The 16,445-nt window shown below is 73.5% G+C and carries 13 protein-coding genes; 8 read left to right on the forward strand and 5 right to left on the reverse strand.

The genetic code is table 11. The annotated features are described in order from the left end of the window. Nucleotides 1-39 precede the first annotated feature (39 nt). Together hrpA and ppgK are read right to left on the reverse strand one after the other, a co-directional pair. Entirely contained in the window at nt 40-3,918 is a 3,879-nt protein-coding gene (gene hrpA, locus MF672_RS28160; RefSeq protein ID WP_242376452.1) for an ATP-dependent RNA helicase HrpA, read from the reverse strand. A 179-nt stretch (nt 3,919-4,097) separates the two neighbouring features. After that, nucleotides 4,098-4,814, reverse strand: coding sequence for a polyphosphate--glucose phosphotransferase (gene ppgK / locus MF672_RS28165; RefSeq protein WP_242376451.1), 717 nt, complete (start codon nt 4,812-4,814; stop codon nt 4,098-4,100). A gap of 232 nt (nt 4,815-5,046) precedes the next feature. Here ppgK and MF672_RS28170 point away from each other — a divergent pair, with 232 nt between their 5' ends. Continuing rightward, entirely contained in the window at nt 5,047-6,090 is a 1,044-nt protein-coding gene (locus tag MF672_RS28170) for a TIGR03118 family protein (RefSeq protein WP_242376450.1), read from the forward strand. A 165-nt stretch (nt 6,091-6,255) separates the two neighbouring features. Continuing rightward, a complete protein-coding gene (locus MF672_RS28175) occupies nt 6,256-6,915 on the forward strand; it encodes a TenA family protein (protein WP_242376449.1) in 660 nt (219 codons plus the stop codon). Here MF672_RS28175 and MF672_RS28180 read toward each other — a convergent pair whose 3' ends face one another. Then, complete coding sequence (locus tag MF672_RS28180) at nt 6,916-7,506, reverse strand: HAD family hydrolase (RefSeq protein ID WP_242376448.1); 591 nt, start codon at nt 7,504-7,506, stop codon at nt 6,916-6,918. Nucleotides 7,507-7,614: 108 nt separating this feature from the next. Here MF672_RS28180 and MF672_RS28185 point away from each other — a divergent pair, with 108 nt between their 5' ends. Further along, nucleotides 7,615-8,433 carry a DUF4253 domain-containing protein gene (locus MF672_RS28185; protein WP_242376447.1) on the forward strand — a complete coding sequence of 273 codons (819 nt, stop codon included), beginning with the start codon at nt 7,615-7,617 and terminating at the stop codon, nt 8,431-8,433. 25 nt (nt 8,434-8,458) lie between these two features. Here MF672_RS28185 and MF672_RS28190 read toward each other — a convergent pair whose 3' ends face one another. Both MF672_RS28190 and MF672_RS28195 read right to left on the reverse strand, forming a co-directional pair. Next, nucleotides 8,459-9,253 (reverse strand): SAM-dependent methyltransferase, encoded by a 795-nt coding sequence (locus tag MF672_RS28190; protein ID WP_242376446.1) that lies wholly within the window; start codon nt 9,251-9,253, stop codon nt 8,459-8,461. 195 nt (nt 9,254-9,448) lie between these two features. Then, nucleotides 9,449-10,705: a helix-turn-helix domain-containing protein gene (locus tag MF672_RS28195; protein WP_242376445.1), complete on the reverse strand. Its 1,257-nt coding sequence runs from the start codon at nt 10,703-10,705 to the stop codon at nt 9,449-9,451. 289 nt (nt 10,706-10,994) lie between these two features. Between MF672_RS28195 and MF672_RS28200 the strand changes: the two genes are divergently transcribed. From MF672_RS28200 to MF672_RS28220, 5 genes are all read left to right on the forward strand, one after another. Beyond that, nucleotides 10,995-11,747, forward strand: a complete 753-nt coding sequence (locus tag MF672_RS28200) for a hypothetical protein (protein ID WP_242376444.1) — start codon at nt 10,995-10,997, stop codon at nt 11,745-11,747. Nucleotides 11,748-12,457: 710 nt separating this feature from the next. Then, nucleotides 12,458-12,670 carry a hypothetical protein gene (locus MF672_RS28205; protein ID WP_242376443.1) on the forward strand — a complete coding sequence of 71 codons (213 nt, stop codon included), beginning with the start codon at nt 12,458-12,460 and terminating at the stop codon, nt 12,668-12,670. 25 nt (nt 12,671-12,695) lie between these two features. Further along, complete coding sequence (locus tag MF672_RS28210) at nt 12,696-13,466, forward strand: maleate cis-trans isomerase family protein (protein ID WP_242376442.1); 771 nt, start codon at nt 12,696-12,698, stop codon at nt 13,464-13,466. Further along, nucleotides 13,463-14,659: an FAD-dependent oxidoreductase gene (locus tag MF672_RS28215; protein WP_242376441.1), complete on the forward strand. Its 1,197-nt coding sequence runs from the start codon at nt 13,463-13,465 to the stop codon at nt 14,657-14,659. Before MF672_RS28210 ends, MF672_RS28215 begins: the two co-directional genes overlap by 4 nt. A gap of 36 nt (nt 14,660-14,695) precedes the next feature. Then, nucleotides 14,696-16,423 (forward strand): hypothetical protein, encoded by a 1,728-nt coding sequence (locus MF672_RS28220; RefSeq protein WP_242376440.1) that lies wholly within the window; start codon nt 14,696-14,698, stop codon nt 16,421-16,423. The last annotated feature ends 22 nt before the right edge of the window (nt 16,424-16,445 follow it).

Consider the following 16,445-nt stretch of genomic DNA (forward strand, 5'->3'; position numbering starts at 1 on the left):
TCACGCTGCTACGCCCCGTCGAGCTCGACGCGGGCGTCCTCACGGCGTGAGCTTGTCCATCGCCTTGGCGATGCGCTTCTCGGAGATCGGGGTGGGCGTGCCCAGCGTCTGGGCGAAGAAGCTGACCCGCAGCTCCTCGATCATCCACCGGATCTCCACCACGTCGGGGTCACCGCGCCGGGCCGGCGGCAGCTTGTCCAGCAGGTCGTGGTAGTCGTCCTCGACCTTGTGCACCTTGTCCATCCACTCCTGGTCGCGCCACGGGTCCTCGGGCAGCTTGGTGAGCCGGCGGTCGATGGCGCGGATGTAGCGGAGCAGGTCGGACAGGCGGCGGTGGCCGGTCGCCGTGACGAAGCCCTTGAAGACGAGCCGGCCGAGCTGGTCGCGGACGTCGTCGGTGGCGGCGCTCGGGCGCAGCGCGTCCAGGCGGGCCGTCGCCTCGTGCCAGACCGCGAGGATCTGCTCCACCTTCGCCAGCACGGCGGCGGCCGTGTCGTACAGGTTCGCCCGGACGTGCTGGTAGAGGCGGTCGAAGGCGACCGGGTCCCAGGCGGGGCCGCCCGCCTCCTGCATGAGCTGGTCGACGGCCGCGTTGATCACGTCGTCGAACAGGGCCACCGCGCCGCCGTGCGGGCTGCGCGACAGGGCCAGCTTGGCCTGGTTGGTCAGGCCGGCCAGCAGGGACTTGGCCGGATTGGTGACGTTCAGCAGGAGCAGCCGGCGCACGCCGGGCCAGTGGGAGCGGCGCTGCTCGGCCTCGGTCTCGGTCTCGTAGATCTTGACCGAGACGGAGTCGCCGGCGTCCACCAGCGCCGGGTAGCCCTTCATCCGGCCCTGCTCGAACACCTTGGGCAGCCGGCCGAGACTCCAGGTGCGCAGGCCCGTGCGCTCCAGATCGTCGCCGGCCTCGGAGAGCGTCCGGCGCAGGCGCGGGGCCAGCCGCCGCTTGAGCGCGTCGAGGTCCTTGTCCTCGGCCAGCGTGCGCTTGCGCTCGTCGATCACCCGGTAGGTGATCCGCAGGTGGTCGGGGATCTGGTCGAGCTGCCACGCCTCGCGCGGCACCCGTACGCCGGTCAGCCGGAACAGCTCGCGCTCCACGGCGGCCAGCAGCGGCTCCTTGCCGGGCTCGGCGGCGGCCAGCACCTGCTTGGCGTAGTTGGGGGCGGGCACGAAGTTGCGGCGCAGGTTCTTCGGCAGCGAGCGGATCAGCGCGGTGACCAGCTCCTCGCGCAGGCCGGGGATCTGCCAGTCGAAGCCGTCGGAGCCGACCTGGTTGAGCACCTGGAGCGGCACGTGCACGGTGACGCCGTCGGCGTTGGCGCCCGGCTCGAACTGGTAGGTCAGCCGCATCCGCTGGCCGAGCTGCTTCCAGGTGTCGGGGTAGTCGCGGGCGCTGACGTCGGCGCCCTCGTTGACCAGCATCTCCGGCGAGAACGTGAGCAGGTCGGGCGTCTCCTGCCCGGCCTTCTTCCACCAGGAGTCGAAGTGCCGGGCCGAGACGACCTCGGCCGGCACGCGCTGGTCGTAGAAGTCGAACAGGGCGTCGTCGCTGACCATGATGTCGCGGCGGCGGGCCCGGTTCTCCAGCTCCTCGACCTCGCCGAGCAGCCGCCGGTTGTCCTTGAGGAAGCGGTGGTGGGTGTCCCAGTCGCCCTCGACCAGGGCGTGCCGGATGAACAGCTCGCGGGACAGGTCGGGGTCGATGCGGCCGTAGTTGACCTTGCGGCCGACGACCAGCGGCACGCCGTACAGGGAGACCTTCTCCAGCGCGACGACCGCGCCCTGGCTCTTCTCCCAGTGCGGCTCGGAGTAGGTGCGTTTGACCAGGTGCTGGGCGAGGGGTTCGACCCAGGCGGGCTCGATCTTGGCGTTGACCCTGGCCCAGAGGCGGGAGGTCTCGACCAGCTCGGCGGACATGATCCACTGCGGCTGCTTCTTGGCCAGCGCGGAGCCAGGGAAGATCGCGAAGCGGGCGTTGCGGGCGCCCAGGTACTCCTGGATGGGCCGCCGGCCGCCGTCGGCGGGGCGCTGCTTGTCGAGGACGTCCTTGACGCCGATGTGCGACAGCAGCCCGGCCAGCAGCGACACGTGCACGTGGTACGGGTCGGCGGGCCGGCTGTCGGGCTGGACGCCGAGCGCCTGGCGGAGCTGGCTGTAGATGTCCTGCCACTCGCGCACGCGCAGGTAGTTGAGGAACTCGGCCTTGCACAGCCGGCGGAACGCGCTGGAGGACAGCTCCTTCTGCTTCTCCCGCAGGTAGTTCCACAGGTTGAGGTGGGCCAGGAAGTCGGAGTCGGGGTCGGCGAAGCGCCGGTGCTTCTCGTCGGCCTGCTGCTGCTTGTCGGCGGGCCGCTCGCGGGGGTCCTGGATGGACAGCGCGGCCGCGATGATCATGACTTCGCGCAGGCAGCCGTTCTTCTCGGCCTCCAGCACCATGCGGCCGAGGCGCGGGTCGACCGGCAGCGTGGCGAGCTTGCGGCCGACCGGCGTGAGCCGGCCCTGCGCGTCGAAGGCGCCCAGCTCGTGCAGCAGGTTGACGCCGTCCTTGACCTGGCGGCGGTCGGGCGGCTCGACGAACGGGAACGCCTCGATGTCGCCGAGCCCGATGGAGGTCATCTGCAGGATGACCGAGGCCAGGTTGGTGCGCAGGATCTCGGGGTCGGTGAACTCCGGCCGGCCGAGGAAGTCCTCCTCCTCGTACAGCCGGACGCAGATGCCGTCGGAGGTGCGGCCCGAGCGGCCCTTGCGCTGGTTGGCGCTGGCCTGCGAGATCGGCTCGATCGGCAGGCGCTGCACCTTGGTGCGGTGGCTGTAGCGGGAGATGCGGGCGTAGCCGGGGTCGACGACGTACTTGATGCCGGGGACGGTGAGCGAGGTCTCGGCCACGTTGGTGGCCAGGACGACGCGGCGGCCGGTGTGCGGCTGGAAGACGCGGTGCTGCTCGGCGGCGCTCAGCCGGGCGTACAGCGGCAGGATCTCGGTGTTCCGGAACTCGGCCTTGGCCAGGGCGTCGGCGGCGTCGCGGATCTCCCGCTCGCCGGACAGGAACACGAGGATGTCGCCGGGGCCCTCGGCGACCAGCTCGCGGCAGGCGGCCACGATGCCCTGCGTCTGGTCGTCCTCCTCCAGCGGCCGGTAGCGCACCTCGACCGGGTAGGTGCGGCCGGAGACCTCGATGATCGGCGCGTCGTCGAAGTGGCGGGAGAAGCGCTCGGGGTCGATGGTGGCGCTGGTGATGACGACCTTGAGGTCGGGACGCTGCGGCAGGAGCTGCTTGAGGTAGCCGAGGATGAAGTCGATGTTGAGGCTGCGCTCGTGGGCCTCGTCGATGATGAGGGTGTCGTACTGGTCGAGCAGGCGGTCGTTCTGCAGCTCGGCCAGCAGGATGCCGTCGGTCATCAGCTTGACCAGCGTGCGCTCGCTCGCCTGGTCGGTGAAGCGGACCTTGTAGCCGACGACCTCGCCGAGGCCGGTGCCGAGCTCCTCGGCGACGCGCTCGGCCACGGTGCGCGCGGCGATGCGGCGGGGCTGGGTGTGGCCGATCAGGCCGCGTACGCCGCGCCCCAGCTCCAGGCACATCTTGGGGATCTGGGTGGTCTTGCCGGAGCCGGTCTCACCGGCGATGATCACGACCTGGTGGTCGCGGATGGCGGCGAGGATGTCGTCCTTGCGCTGCGCGACCGGCAGGTTCTCCGGGTACGTGATCGCGGGCACGGCCGCGCGGCGGCGCTCCAGCCGCTGCTCGGCGCGTTCCACGTCGGCGAGGATCTCCGCGACGATCTTGTCCCGGGCGTCGCGGGAGCGGACCCGGCGCATGCCGTCGAGCCTGCGCCGCAACCGCCGCTGGTCGCGCGGCATGAGCTCGGGCAGGCGGGACTGGAGATCGGTGAGCGGAGAGGACAAGGAAGACGTTCCCATACTGCTTTCAGGATATTTGAGCCCCCGCAGGCGCGGGGCCAACGGCCCATCGTGCCCCACCGGCCGCGGACGGCGCATCCCAATATCGTCGGTCCTGATCAACGCCGCCGGCGGCCGCGGCATTCCCGCGCCGCCGGCCCGCGTCGTGAGGTCAGGGTCGTGAGGTCAGGGTCGTGAGGTCAGGGTCGGGCCGCGAGGGCGGCGCCGATGATGCCCGCCTCGTTCTGCAGCCCGGCCGGGACCACGGGCGTGCGCAGCGTGATGTGCGGCAGGAACTTGTCCGCCTTCTTGCTCGCTCCCCCGCCGATCACGATGAGCGAGGGCGAGAACAACATCTCGACGTGCTCCAGGTACTCCTGGACCCGCTCGGCCCACTTCTCCCAGCTCAGGTCGTGCTCCTCGCGCGCCCGCGCGGAGGCCCGGTGCTCGGCGTCCTTGCCGTGCAGCTCCAGGTGCCCCAGCTCGGTGTTGGGCACCAGCTCGCCGGCCCGGAACAGGGCGCTGCCGATGCCCGTGCCGAAGGTCAGCATCAGCACCGTGCCGCGCTCGTCGCGCCCGTGGCCGAACTCCATCTCGGCCACGCCGGCCGCGTCGGCGTCGTTGAGCACGGTCGCGCCGCCGAACAGCGCGGCCGCGTCGACCCCGATCCACGACCGGTCGACGTTGGCCGCCGTGCGCACCACGCCGTCCATGACCACGCCGGGGAAGGTCACCCCGACCGGACCGTTCCACCCGAAATGCCGCTGGATCTCGGCGACGGCCGCCGCCACCGCCTCCGGCCCGGACGGCTCGGGCGTGGGGATCCGCAGGCGCTCGTCGATCAGTTTGCCGGCCTCGGTGTCGACGGGGGCGCCCTTGATCCCCGAACCACCGATGTCGATGCCCAACACGTTCATGCTTGTCCTTTCCCCGCCTGACGCGGCCCAAATTCGCCAGACGATTTTTCCTCACGGCGGAACCTGAACCTGCCTTCGCCCATCCGCGTACCTCCCGTCACAAGCGCTAACTAGGAGGCAACGGATGCGGCCACGCATCATCACACTCTGCGCTGTTGCGGTCGTCATGGGAGCGACTCTCACCACTCCCGCACACGCCACCACCAGGACTCGTTTCGACGTCATCAACCTTGTGTCGGACGTCCAGGGCAAAGCCCCGGTCACCGACGCCAAGGTCGTCAACCCGTGGGGCCTGGCCATGGGCAAGACTCTGTGGGTCTCCAACACGGGCACCGGCACCGCCACGGTCTACTCCGGCACCGGCAAGAAGGAGCAGACCGAGGTGTGGATCCCGGGCGGAGCACCCACCGGCCAGGTCTTCAACCCCGGCGACGGCTTCACCGTCAAGGGCAAGCCCGCCACGTTCATCTTCTCCAGCCCGAGCGGCGCCATCACCGGCTGGAACGCCGAGGTGGACCCGAAGAACGCGATCATCGCGGCGTTCACCCGGGGCGCCGACTACAAGGGGCTGGAGCTCGTCCAGACCGAGGACGACGCGTACCTGCTGGCCGCCGACTTCGCGAGCGGCCGCATCCACGCCTTCGACCAGGACTTCCAGCGCATCGAGCTGTCGCGCTGGCAGTTCCGCGACCGGGCCGTGCCGAGCAGCTACCACGCCTACAACGTGGCCGTCGCGAACGGCAGCGTCTGGGTGTCGTACGCGCTGCGCGACCCGTCCACCGGCAAGCCGGTCTTCGGCAACGGCAAGGGCTTCGTCAGCCGCTTCAACGCCTCCGGCCGCCTCACCGGCCGCATCTCCCGGGTCGGGCTCAACGCCCCCTGGGGCATCACCGCCGCCCCCAGGGGCTGGGGCCAGTACGCCGGCGCGCTGCTGATCGGCAACTTCGGCGACGGCACCGTGCACGCGTACAAGCACAACCGCCACCTGGGCGCGCTGACCACGGCCGACGGCCGGCGGATCGTGCTGCCGGGCCTGTGGGACCTGGAGCCGGGCACCGCGGCCACCGGCGGCGAGAACTCCCTGTGGTTCTCCGCCGGCATCGACGGCACCAAGCACGGCCTGATCGGCATCATCGCGCCGCAGGGCACCAAGCCGACCTCCACCGGCGCGGCGGGCACCCCGTCCGCCACCCCGTCGCACCACCCGTCGGGGCACCGGTCGAGCGCCCCGGCCACCACCTCGCCGTCCTCCCAGAATCCGTACGGCGGGTACTAGGCCGGCGCTCTCGCGCCGCCGTCCCCGGCCAGGCGAGGAGCGCAGCTCGCCGACAGCGCGCCGGGGACGGCGGTCCTGCGTCGTTTCCGGCGCGGCCGGCGCGAGCCGCGCCGGAAACGACCCCCGTCCCCGCTCCCCGGTACGGTGCTCGGTACGGTGCTGATCGTGACGAGCGGATTCAGCGAGTGGCTGCGGGAGCGGTCCGAGCCCGACTGGACGGCGGTGGTGACCCACCCGTTCGCCGAGGCGATCACGACGGGCGCCGTCCCCGACGCCGCGCTGCGGCGTTACCTGGAGCAGGACTTCCGGTTCGTCGACTCCTTCACCGCCCTGCTCGGCGCCGCCGTGGCGAGCGCCGACACCTTCGAGGCCCGGGTGCCCTACGGCCGGTTCCTCGGCCAGGTGGCCACCACGGAGGAGAAGACGTACTTCCACCGGGCGCTGGCCGAGCTGGGCGGCCGGCTGGACGCGCCGCCCGAGCCGGTCACCGCGGCCTTCCGGCGGCTCATGGACGAGGTCCGGGCCCGCCAGGACTACCTGCTGATCGCCGCGGTGCTGTGCGTGGCCGAGTGGTGCTACCTCGGCTGGGCCTCGCGGGCCGGGGAGCCGCTGCCGGAGCGGTTCGTCCACCGGGAGTGGATCGAGCTGCACGAGGGCGCGGAGTTCCGCGCCTGGGTGGCGTTCCTGCGGGGCGAGCTCGACCGGCTGGGCGCGGGTCTCGGCGAGGCGCGCCGCGAGGAGGTGCTGGGCGTCTTCCGCCGGGCGGTCGAGCTGGAGCGGGCGTTCTTCGACGCGTTCTGGCCCGCCGGGACCGGCGACGGCTAGCTAGCCGAGCACGGCCGCGAGGTCGGCCGCGGTGCGGAAGTGCACGCCGGTCATGCCGAGGGCGCGGGCCGCCTCGACGTTGGGCAGCCGGTCGTCGACGAACAGGCAGCGCTCCGGGGGCACGCCGGCCCGCTCGGCGGCGATCTCGTAGATGCGCGGGTCGGGCTTGGCCACCCGCACCCGGTGGCTGCTGACCAGGTCGTCGGCGAAGTAGCGCAGGCCCAGGCGGTCGAGGTGCTCCTCCACGGTGTCCATGGCGTTGGTCACGAGGATCACCGGGACGTGCCGCTGCGCGGCCGCGAGCAGCGCCCTGACCTCCTCGTCGACGAAGAACGGCACCTCCATGAACTCGGCGACCGCCCGCCGGGCCGCCTCTCCCCCGCCGAGCGCCGCGACGATCGACTCCGCCCACTCGGCCTCGGTGGCCTGCCCGAGCGTGGGCGGCCCGATCAGCGCGGGATCGAAGGCGACCTTGCGCAGCGGCAGCCCGTAACGGGCCTCGATGTCGGCCTGGACGGCGTGGTCGAACTGGCGCAGCACGCCGTCGAGATCGGACAGAACCGCGGCGAAAGGGATCGCAGAGGGGATCACAGCCCTCATTGTCGCAGCTCGCCGCATTTCCCGTACCACCGGAAGGTGCCCGGGCGACCGGCGGCACTACCATCTCCGAGACAGGATTCGGTATCGGAACGGTAGGGCATGAACGATCACCGGCTGCCACGTGAGCTGTGCCGGCTGTTCCCCGACGGCGGCAGGGGGCGCAGCCTCGGCGCGCCGCTGCCTCCGGGCGACCTGGTCTGGCCCGACCCCGGCTACACCGGTCAGGGCCGCCCGATCCTGCCCGCGTTCTGGATGAGCGACGAGCCGGCCACCGCCGAGACCTGGGCGCTGATGCGCGCGTGGCATCCGCACAGCGGCCTGTGGCCGCTGCTGCTGGACGAGTCCGCGCAGCCCTGGGCGGTGGGCCAGGTCATGCCGGACGATCCCCGCCAGATCGACCATTTCACCGCCGAGGGCTTCATGGCCGAGGTGTGGCAGGAGTGGGTGGCGCAGATGCCGTCGGACGCGCTGGACGAGCTGGAGCCGTTCGGCGCGATCTGCCCGGGCCCGGCCCCTCCCGGGGCGCTCAAGGCCGACCCGGAGGCGGTCGCCGAGTGGTACGCCGGCCGGCTCGCCGAGAAGAGCATGCCGCTCGGCCTGGTCGCCGCGCCGCGGGGCGCCGACGCGCTGGCCGTGATGGGCTGGCAGGGGGCGCTGCACCACAACGAGTGGATGGTGCCCATGGCGGCGGTGGTGCGGAGCTGGGAGGAGCGCTTCGGCGCCCGGGTGGTGGCCGTCGGGTTCAACACGCTGGAGCTGAGCGTGGCGGCCCCGCCGGTGGACCCCGAGCACGCGCTGCACGTGGCGGCCGAGCACTGGACGTTCTGCCCGGACAACGTCGTGCAGGGGCCGGGCGACCTCCAGGGGTACGCCGAGCAGATCATCGGCGGGCACTCCTGGTCGTTCTGGTGGGACTGACCCGGCCCGGCGCGTCGCCGGCGGCTCACGGCACGCGCGCCACGGCGCCGTAGGTGCCCAAGGCGCGCGGCTCCTCCAGGCAGGCGGCCTCGCGGCCGTCGGGCCGCCACTCCGGGACCCACACCAGCCCCGGATCGACCAGCTCCAGGCCGTCCAGCAACGCCGCCACCTCCTCCCTGGCGCGGATCGCGTGACCGGGCAGCGTCATCGCCAGCAGGTCGTGGATGGCGGGCACCAGCTCCGGCGGCACCCCGTCGAAGGTGGTCTGGAGCAGCGACAGGTAGCTGCCCTCCGGCACCGCCTGCCGGAGGCGTTTGACGACGTAGTGGAAGTACTCGTCGTCGTTGAGGCTGTGGGTGGACACCAGCAGCACGGCCACCGGCCGGTCCCAGTCGAGGAACGTGCGCACGACCCGGTCGTCGAGGACGTCGTCGATCTCGCGCACGTCGCCCTCGACGACGCGGACGAGGTCGGTGACGGGCTCGATGGTCGCCCGTGCCCCGGCCAGCACCATGGGGTCGTGCTCCACGTAGACGACCCGGGGCCGGCCGCCCGCGAGCGCGTCGCGGGCCACGTCGTGCAGCTGCCGGCCGGCGGGCAGCCCGCTGGGCACGCCGCTGCCGACGATCAGGAACTGCTCCACGCCGGCGCCGGCCAGGTGACGCACCACGCGGCACACGTACTGGAGCACGGCCCGCGCGGCCGTGGTGGTGATGGGGGCGGCCAGATCATAACGGCGCACCGCGTCCCGGTCGGCCACGAAATGGTTCTTCCCACCCGCCGCGGCGTCGAGGACACGGGTGGCACTCGCTCGGGTCATCTCCAGCTTCGCCAGGTTTCGGATGGCACGCTGACGCATTGAGTGTTGCCCCTTTCCCCTCGCCCACTATCTCGGGAAAAGTTGATCCTTTCGGACCCCACTCGATGACCCAGACCATATGATCCTCGCCGCCGAGAAGAACACAACACGAAATGCCATTGGTTTTGGGTATAACTGGCTAACCGCCAGAAAAGATCACTTACCGAGCGCGCGCGAGAGCCGCTCGCAGTGCGAGCTGAGCAGCTCGACGGTCTCCTCGCGGGTGGTCGTCGTCACCGACAGCTTCGTGAACGCCTGGTGATAGGCCTCCACCGCGCCGGTGTCGGTGACCAGCTCGTCGCTCTCGACGCCGTGCGCGCAGGCGATGTCGGGCTCGAACGCCTCGGCGAAGCGCCACAGCGTGAAGGGGCCGGTGCGCGGCACGTACGCGGGGTCGTCCATCGGCACCACGTGCAGCGAGACGTTGGGCCGCTTGGCGTGGTCCATCAGCATCTCGAGCTGGCGGAGCTGGACGTGCCGGCCGACGATCGAGCGCATGAGCACGCTCTCGTCGAGGATCGCCCACAACACGATGCCGCTGTCGCGGCTCAGCGCCTCCTGCCGGGCCATGACCAGGGCCAGCGCCTCCTCGACCGTGGGCTGGCCGAGCGTGGCCGGGCCCATCACGGTGATCGCGGCGCGGGCGTACTCCTCGGTCTGCAGCAACGGCGGCACGAACTGCGGGTGGAAGGTGCGGATCAGCGTCGCCCGCCGCTCCAGCGCGTAGGTGGTGGCCAGCCAGACCGGGATGGAGTGGGCGTCGTACCAGGCGGCCTCGCGTTCGCCGCGGGCCAGCGACAGGACGTACTCGCGGACGGGCGGCGAGGCGACGCCGAAGAGGGTGAGCAGGCGCTCCACGGTGATCGGCGGAGGGGCGATGCGGCCCTCCTCGATGGCGGGGATCGCGGCCGCGCCCCTGCCGATCGCGGTCTCGACCTGCTCGACCGACAGCTCGGCGGCCAGGCGCAGGCCGTGCAGGCGGCGGCCGAGCGCGCGGCGCTGCGGCCCGCTCAGCGGGGCGGCGGCCTCGGGGATGCCGTCGGCGGGCTCGGGCTCCTCGGGCAGGCCCTCGGCCTTGCGGGCCATCTCGACCACGCTGCGCAGCACGGCGAGCGACGCCTCGGACAGGCCGGAGGCCGACAGGCCGAGCGTGGCGGCGCGGAGCTGGAGGTCCTCGACCGCGCCCGACTCCAGGTGGTCGTCGCCGACCAGCCAGCCGACGCTCACCTGGAGGCAGGCGGCCAGCGCCCGCAGCACCTGGAGCGTCGGGTTGGTCTGCTTGCCCGTACGGAGCTGGCTGACGTAGGCGCGGGTGATGGGGATGCCCGCCTCCGTCAGGGCGGAGGCGACCTGCGCGCCGGTGAATCCGCGCTTGGTCAGCGCGAGATCGAGCCGCTCGGCGAAGTTCGCCACGGCACACCTCCTACTGCCCGTGAACTTTTCCAGCGTAAGGGACGCGGGGCGTGGTGTCCCCTGCCATGCGGGCAAGCTCTGCCCCGCGGGTGGGTATCAACTTATGCGGAAACTGTCAGTTGACATAGCCCCTCCCGGAAGCAGACTATCGGAGCACGTGGTAAGTGAGGCTTAACAGCCGGAAGATTCTGGAGAGAGTACCCCGACGAGGAGGTGGCCGGCCGTGACCATGGAAGCTCCGGGTGGTTCCTGGTTCCAGGACGATTCGGTCCCCTCGGCACAGGAGCGGGTGGTACAACGCCTCTGCGTCCGGGTGGCCGGAGCCGGCGTGCGCGTCGCGGGCCTGCCGCTCGGCGGGGTCCAGGTCTGGCTCGACGACCCCGGCGACCGCTGGCGCCACTACCACCGGATGGCCCGCGAGCTGCGGCTGGCCGGCTGGCACACGGAGACCGGGCCCGACCGGCTGCTGCTGCTCGGATGGAGCTCGGTCTGCCTGAGCCACCGCGCCAGGATGCTCGGCGCGGCCCTCACGGGACGGCTGGCCGACTTCGACCGCACGGCGTTCACCGCCGTGATGGCCGCCACCCGGCTGCTGCACGAGGGCTTCCCGGCCCAGGACCTCGCCGCCGAGGTGGAGGCGCGCTGCCGCCGCCTGCTGCGCTGGCCCGACCGGCTGGACGACCTCGACGGCCTGCAACGCACGTCCTCGCTGGAGCCGATGCGGCTCCGCCTGGCCCAGGTGGCCGGGCTGGAGGCCAAGGTCGGCCGGCGCTGCGCCGCGCACCTGGCGCTCGCGGCCAAGGTCGCCCGGATGGTGGCGGGCGGCGCGATGCCGGCCCCCGCCCGCCGGCCCGAGCCGAGGACGGCCGGCCGCGCCGGCCTCACCGAACCCAGGACGGGCGGGCGGCCCGACCTGACCGAACCCAGGACGGGCGGGCGGCCCGGCCTGACCGAGCGCATGGTCTGCGCCAGCGTGCCGAACCTGGCGCTCGGCTCCACCACGAGCCGGGCGAGCGCCACGGGCGCGGTGACCGCGCGATGACGCTCGCCTCGCTCCACACGTACGCGCCGCCGTCCGCGAGCGGACGCCGGCCGGCCCGAACCGGCCGGCCCGGCCCGCTCGTCCCCTGGACGGGACCGGCGGCGCGCTTGGCGCTGGCCCCGGCGCTGCCCCGCCCCCCCGGCACCGTGCGGCACGTGCCCGACCTAGTCGGCGCGGTGCTGTCGGCCAGCGCGGTAGCGGCTGGCGCGCTGGCCGAATCGGGGGGTAGCGCCTGGGGTCGGCTTCGTCCGCGTCCGCCGGGGTGCGGGGGTGCTCCCCGCCCCCGGCGGCGCGCGGTGAGGACGACCGGATCAAGAACCATGCGGGACGGGATCGACTCTGGCGGGGGTCCCGTCCCGGGCGGAGGCCGCGCGAGGCGTGCCACCGCCGCCGAGGCCGCCGGCACGAGGGAGAGCCCGGGCAGGGCGGTCGGCGTGACGGGCGCCGCTGTGCTGATCGGCCGGCCGTTCGCGAACGGCCGGGAGCCCGCGCCTGCCTCCACGCCGGTGGCCGTCCTGATGGCCGCCGTTTCGCTCGCCGCCACGGCGCTGGTGCGGGTCGCCGGGGCGTCGGGCCTTGAGAGCGCACGTCGATCTCAGCGCGCGGCGGACGGAGGGCCGGCGGCACCGTGCCGGCCCTCCGCCCAAACGGCGCGCGACCGGTTCCATCAGGTCATTCGTCCAGCCATGCAGCGATAGACAGGAGCGGACATGCTCGCCGACGAGATGCGCAGGTCACAACCACACGAGGTCCGCGCCGCCCGGCCAGGACCGGCTCAGGAGGAGCCAGGGCCGGCGCGCGCCGTCCACCGGCTGCGCCGCATCCGCCAGGTGTCCGCGCGGGCCGTCACCGAGTTCGTCACCGGTGCCGACGCCGGTGCCGACGCCGGGATCGACGCCGGGATCGACGCCCGTGCGTCCTGAACCCGCCGCTGTTGAGGAGACCCCGATGCGCACCCGTTCGGTGGTGAGCCGCGGCCGGGTCGGCGTGATCGTCGCACCCGCCAACCCGTCGGCGGAGCCGGAGCTGACCCGCCTGCTCGGGTCGCGGGCCGACATGCACGTCGCCCGCCTCCCGGTCCGGCGCGGGCTGCCCCTGGCCGAGCGCCTGGAGAGCTACAACGACGACCTGCCCCTCATGGTCTTCGCCTTCGACGGCCTGCCGCTCAACGCCATGGTCGTGGCCTGCAGCGAGCCCCGCTACCTGCTCGGCCCCGACGAGGACCGCGAGCAGTGCGCCCGGCTGGGCGCGCTGGCCGGGACGCCGTTCGCCTCGGCGACCCTGGCCACGCGGGAGGCGCTGGAGCACGTCGGGGTGAGCGACATCGTGCTCGTCTCGCCGTACCAGCCGTGGCTGACGGAGCTGGCCGAGCGCTTCTGGAAGACCGCGGGGCTGACCGTCACCCAGACCGTGCAGGTCCGCGCCAAGAGCGGCTTCTCGTCGTACGCGGTCACCCCGTCGGAGCTGATCAGCCAGGTCGAGCTGGCGGACGTGCCCGGCGACGCGGTGCTGCTGTTCACCGGCACCGGCCTGCCCACGCTGCCCGTGCTCGGCCCGCTGAGCACCGGCAACGAGCGCCTGCTGCTCACCTCGAACCTCTGCACCGCCTGGTGGGCGCTGTCGCAGGCCACCGGCCAGCACGTGACGCTCAGCCGGGTGCCCCACCACAGTCCCGTCCCGCGCAGCCCCGTACCGGCGCAGGGGAGGCGCCCGGCATGAACGGCGTCATCGTGGTGGGAGCGGGGCCGGCGGGCCTGACCGCGGCGCTCTCGCTGGCCAGGACGGGGATCCCGGTCACCGTCCTGGAGAGCGGGAGCGAGCCGCAGCGGCAGCCGCGCGCCTGCACCTTCCACCCGGCCACGCTCGACCTGCTCGACGAGCTGGGCGTGGCGGCGCGGCTGGTCGCCGGCGGGCGCGTCGTGGACCGGGTCCAGTGGCGCGACCGGGCGGGCGCCGTGCTGGCCGAGATGGGCATGAACCGGCTGGACGGGCTCACCAGGCACCCGTACCGGGTGCACGCCGACCAGACCGCGCTCACCTCGCTGCTGCTGACCGTGCTCGGCGTCTACCCGGACGTGGACGTGCGCTTCGGCGCCCGCGTGGACGGCGTGGCCGAGGGCGGCACCGGCATCCGGGTCCGCGTCGGCCACACCTGGACGCGGGCCCGGTACCTGATCGCCGCCGACGGCGCGCAGAGCACGGTCCGGGCCGAGCTGGGGCTGCCGCTCCCCCGGGCGGGGCAGCTCGCGACGGCGCTGCGGGTCTTCACCGACTCGCCGCTGGACCGGCTCATGCCGGGCCTGGCGCCGCTGACGTACGTGCGCGACGTCCAGCAGTCGTGCACGCTGCTGGGGCTGCCCGACCACTGGCGGATCATCTTCAAGATCCCGCTGGACGGGCACGAGCCGCTGTCGGCGGCGAACCTGTCGCTGCTGGTCCGCCGGACGCTGCCGGGCCTCGGCGGGCCGGTCAGGGTGACCGGCGCGGACCGCTTCGCGCTGTCGCGGGGCGTGCTGCCCTCCTACCGGTGCGGGCGGGTGCTGTTCGTCGGCGACGCGGCGCACCTGACCTCGACGGTCGGCGGGCTCAACATGAACGCCGGCCTGCACGACGCCTTCGAGGCGGCCCAGGTGATCGCCGCCGTGCTCGGCGGCCACGCCCGGCCGGCCGCGCTGGAGGCGTGGGCGTGGCGGCGGCGCTCGGTGCTGATGCGGCGGGTGCTGCCACCCGGCGAGACGCGGCCGGCGGGCGTGCGCGAGCACGACAGCGCCCGGCTGGCCGCGGCCATGGACGGGCTGCGGGCGATCGCCGGCGACCCCGACGCGACCCGGGCCTACCTGGCCAAGGCCTCCCTGCTCGACGCCGCGCCGGAGCGGCTCGGCGCGGTGCGGGGCAAGAGCGTGACGTTCTGAGTGACCGTTCCGGCGGGATGGAGGAGGTGACGGCGGATGTGGCGGACGCTGTCCGACGACGCGCGGCAGGCCATCCGCGACCTGTGCGACCAGCACGGCGCGCGCCTGTACGACTACTGCCGCACCGAGCTGGCCGCGGGCGACGCCGAGCAGGCGGTCGCCGGGGCCCTGCTGACGGCCCACCTGTACGCCGACCGCATGACGGACCCGGCGCTGCGCCGCCCCTGGTTGTACGCGCTGGCCCGCGCGCACCGCGCGGTCGTGGCCAAGCCCGCCAGCATCGGCTCGTGGTCGCGTCCCGGCCGCATGTCGGAGCTGCTGCCCGAGGCCCTGCTGTCGCTGGAGCGGCCCCAGCGTGAGCTGCTGGACCTGTCGGTCCGGCACGGCCTGGCCGACGCCGAGCTGGCCACCGTCTTCGAGCTGGACGAGGCCGAGGTGCGCGCGATCGTGGCGCGGGCCGCGGCCGGCCTGGAGGAGTGGTTCGCCGCGATCATCGCCGCGCGCGGCCCCGGCGGCTGCGCCGACCTGACCGCCCGCGTGTCGGCGTGGGTCGCCGCGCCCGGCCGCCGGGCCAGGGCCAGGATCGGCCGCCACATTCAGTCCTGTGCGACCTGCCGGGCCGCGCCCAGGACGATGACGGCCGGGGCGCTGCTGCGCCGCCTGCCGATCGCCACGCTGCCCGGCACGCTACCGAACCGGCTGGCGTCTGCGCAGCCGTTGCCCGGCGAGGGACCTCTCTGGCGGGCTGACGGCTTCCCCGTGCAGGCACGCACACTGGTGGAGACCGGCCCCGCGGAGACTGGCCGCTGGGCCGTCGTCCCGCCGGTCGCCGACGCCGAGCCGTCCGTCCCCGTCGCCGACCCCACGACGGCGACGCAGGGAAAGCCCTGGTCGGCGGCGGGCGCGGCCGCCGCCGACCAGGAGCTCCCGGCCGCTCCGGCGGTGCGCGGGCGGCACCCGTTCGCGCCGCCGAGCCGGACCAGGGCCTTCCGCGGGGGCGCGTACACCGACAAGCTCGTCTACACCACCGCGCTCAAGGGCGAGAGCAACGGCCACGCCAGGACCCCCGACGCGATCATCCGCTACGGCGGGATCACGATGAGCGGCGAGCCGGACGGCGCCGCGGGCAAGCAGTGGCAGGAGTACTGGAAGGAGCCGCCGGACGACGACGCCGAGACCGGCGCGCCGATCCGGGCGGTGGCCAGGCTGGCGCTGCTCATGGGCGTCGGCCTGCTGGCGGCGGGCCTGGTGTGGGCGCTGCTGAACGCCCGCGACCACCCCGCCGTGATCACCAAGGCGGCGGCGCAGACCAGCGTGCTGCTGGAGCGGCCGTCGAAGTGGGTGGCGAAGGTGACGGCGCCCTCCGCCGCGCCCGCGCCCGCCCCTGGCTCGGGGCTGACCAGCGTGGCGCGGGCGGCGGAGCTGCCGCGGCCCGCGCCGCCGGTGGCGCGGCTGTCGCCCGCGTCGGTGTCGCTCGGCGCGGCGCGCGCCGGGTCGTTCGCGCTGGCGTGCACGGGCCGCTGCACGATCATCTCGGCCACCGCCACCCCGGGCCTCGCGGTCTCCGGCACCCGCTTCCGGGTACGGGAGTCCGCGGACCGGGCGAGCTGCGGCGACCCGGAGCGGAGCGGCCGGATCGTGGTCCGCTGGACCGGCACGGCCACCGGCGACGGCGTCCGCACCGGCGGGACGACGGCGGCCGGCGGCACGCTGACCCTCGCCGTCACGTGGACGGCCGGCCGAGGCTGGAGCCCCTGCGCCTAGCAGGAGCCCCAGCCGTGCTTCC

The sequence above is a fragment of the Actinomadura luzonensis genome (assembly GCF_022664455.2).
Lineage (GTDB): Bacteria > Actinomycetota > Actinomycetes > Streptosporangiales > Streptosporangiaceae > Nonomuraea > Nonomuraea luzonensis.

Coding starts and splice junctions, on each gene's coding strand:
- ppgK (WP_242376451.1), bottom strand. CDS start 4,814: ATGAACGTGTTGGGCATCGACATCGGTGGTTCGGGGATCAAGGGCGCC.
- MF672_RS28190 (WP_242376446.1), bottom strand. CDS start 9,253: ATGACCCGAGCGAGTGCCACCCGTGTCCTCGACGCCGCGGCGGGTGGG.
- MF672_RS28220 (WP_242376440.1), top strand. CDS start 14,696: ATGTGGCGGACGCTGTCCGACGACGCGCGGCAGGCCATCCGCGACCTG.
- MF672_RS28205 (WP_242376443.1), top strand. CDS start 12,458: ATGCTCGCCGACGAGATGCGCAGGTCACAACCACACGAGGTCCGCGCC.
- MF672_RS28215 (WP_242376441.1), top strand. CDS start 13,463: ATGAACGGCGTCATCGTGGTGGGAGCGGGGCCGGCGGGCCTGACCGCG.
- hrpA (WP_242376452.1), bottom strand. CDS start 3,918: ATGGGAACGTCTTCCTTGTCCTCTCCGCTCACCGATCTCCAGTCCCGC.
- MF672_RS28185 (WP_242376447.1), top strand. CDS start 7,615: ATGAACGATCACCGGCTGCCACGTGAGCTGTGCCGGCTGTTCCCCGAC.
- MF672_RS28210 (WP_242376442.1), top strand. CDS start 12,696: ATGCGCACCCGTTCGGTGGTGAGCCGCGGCCGGGTCGGCGTGATCGTC.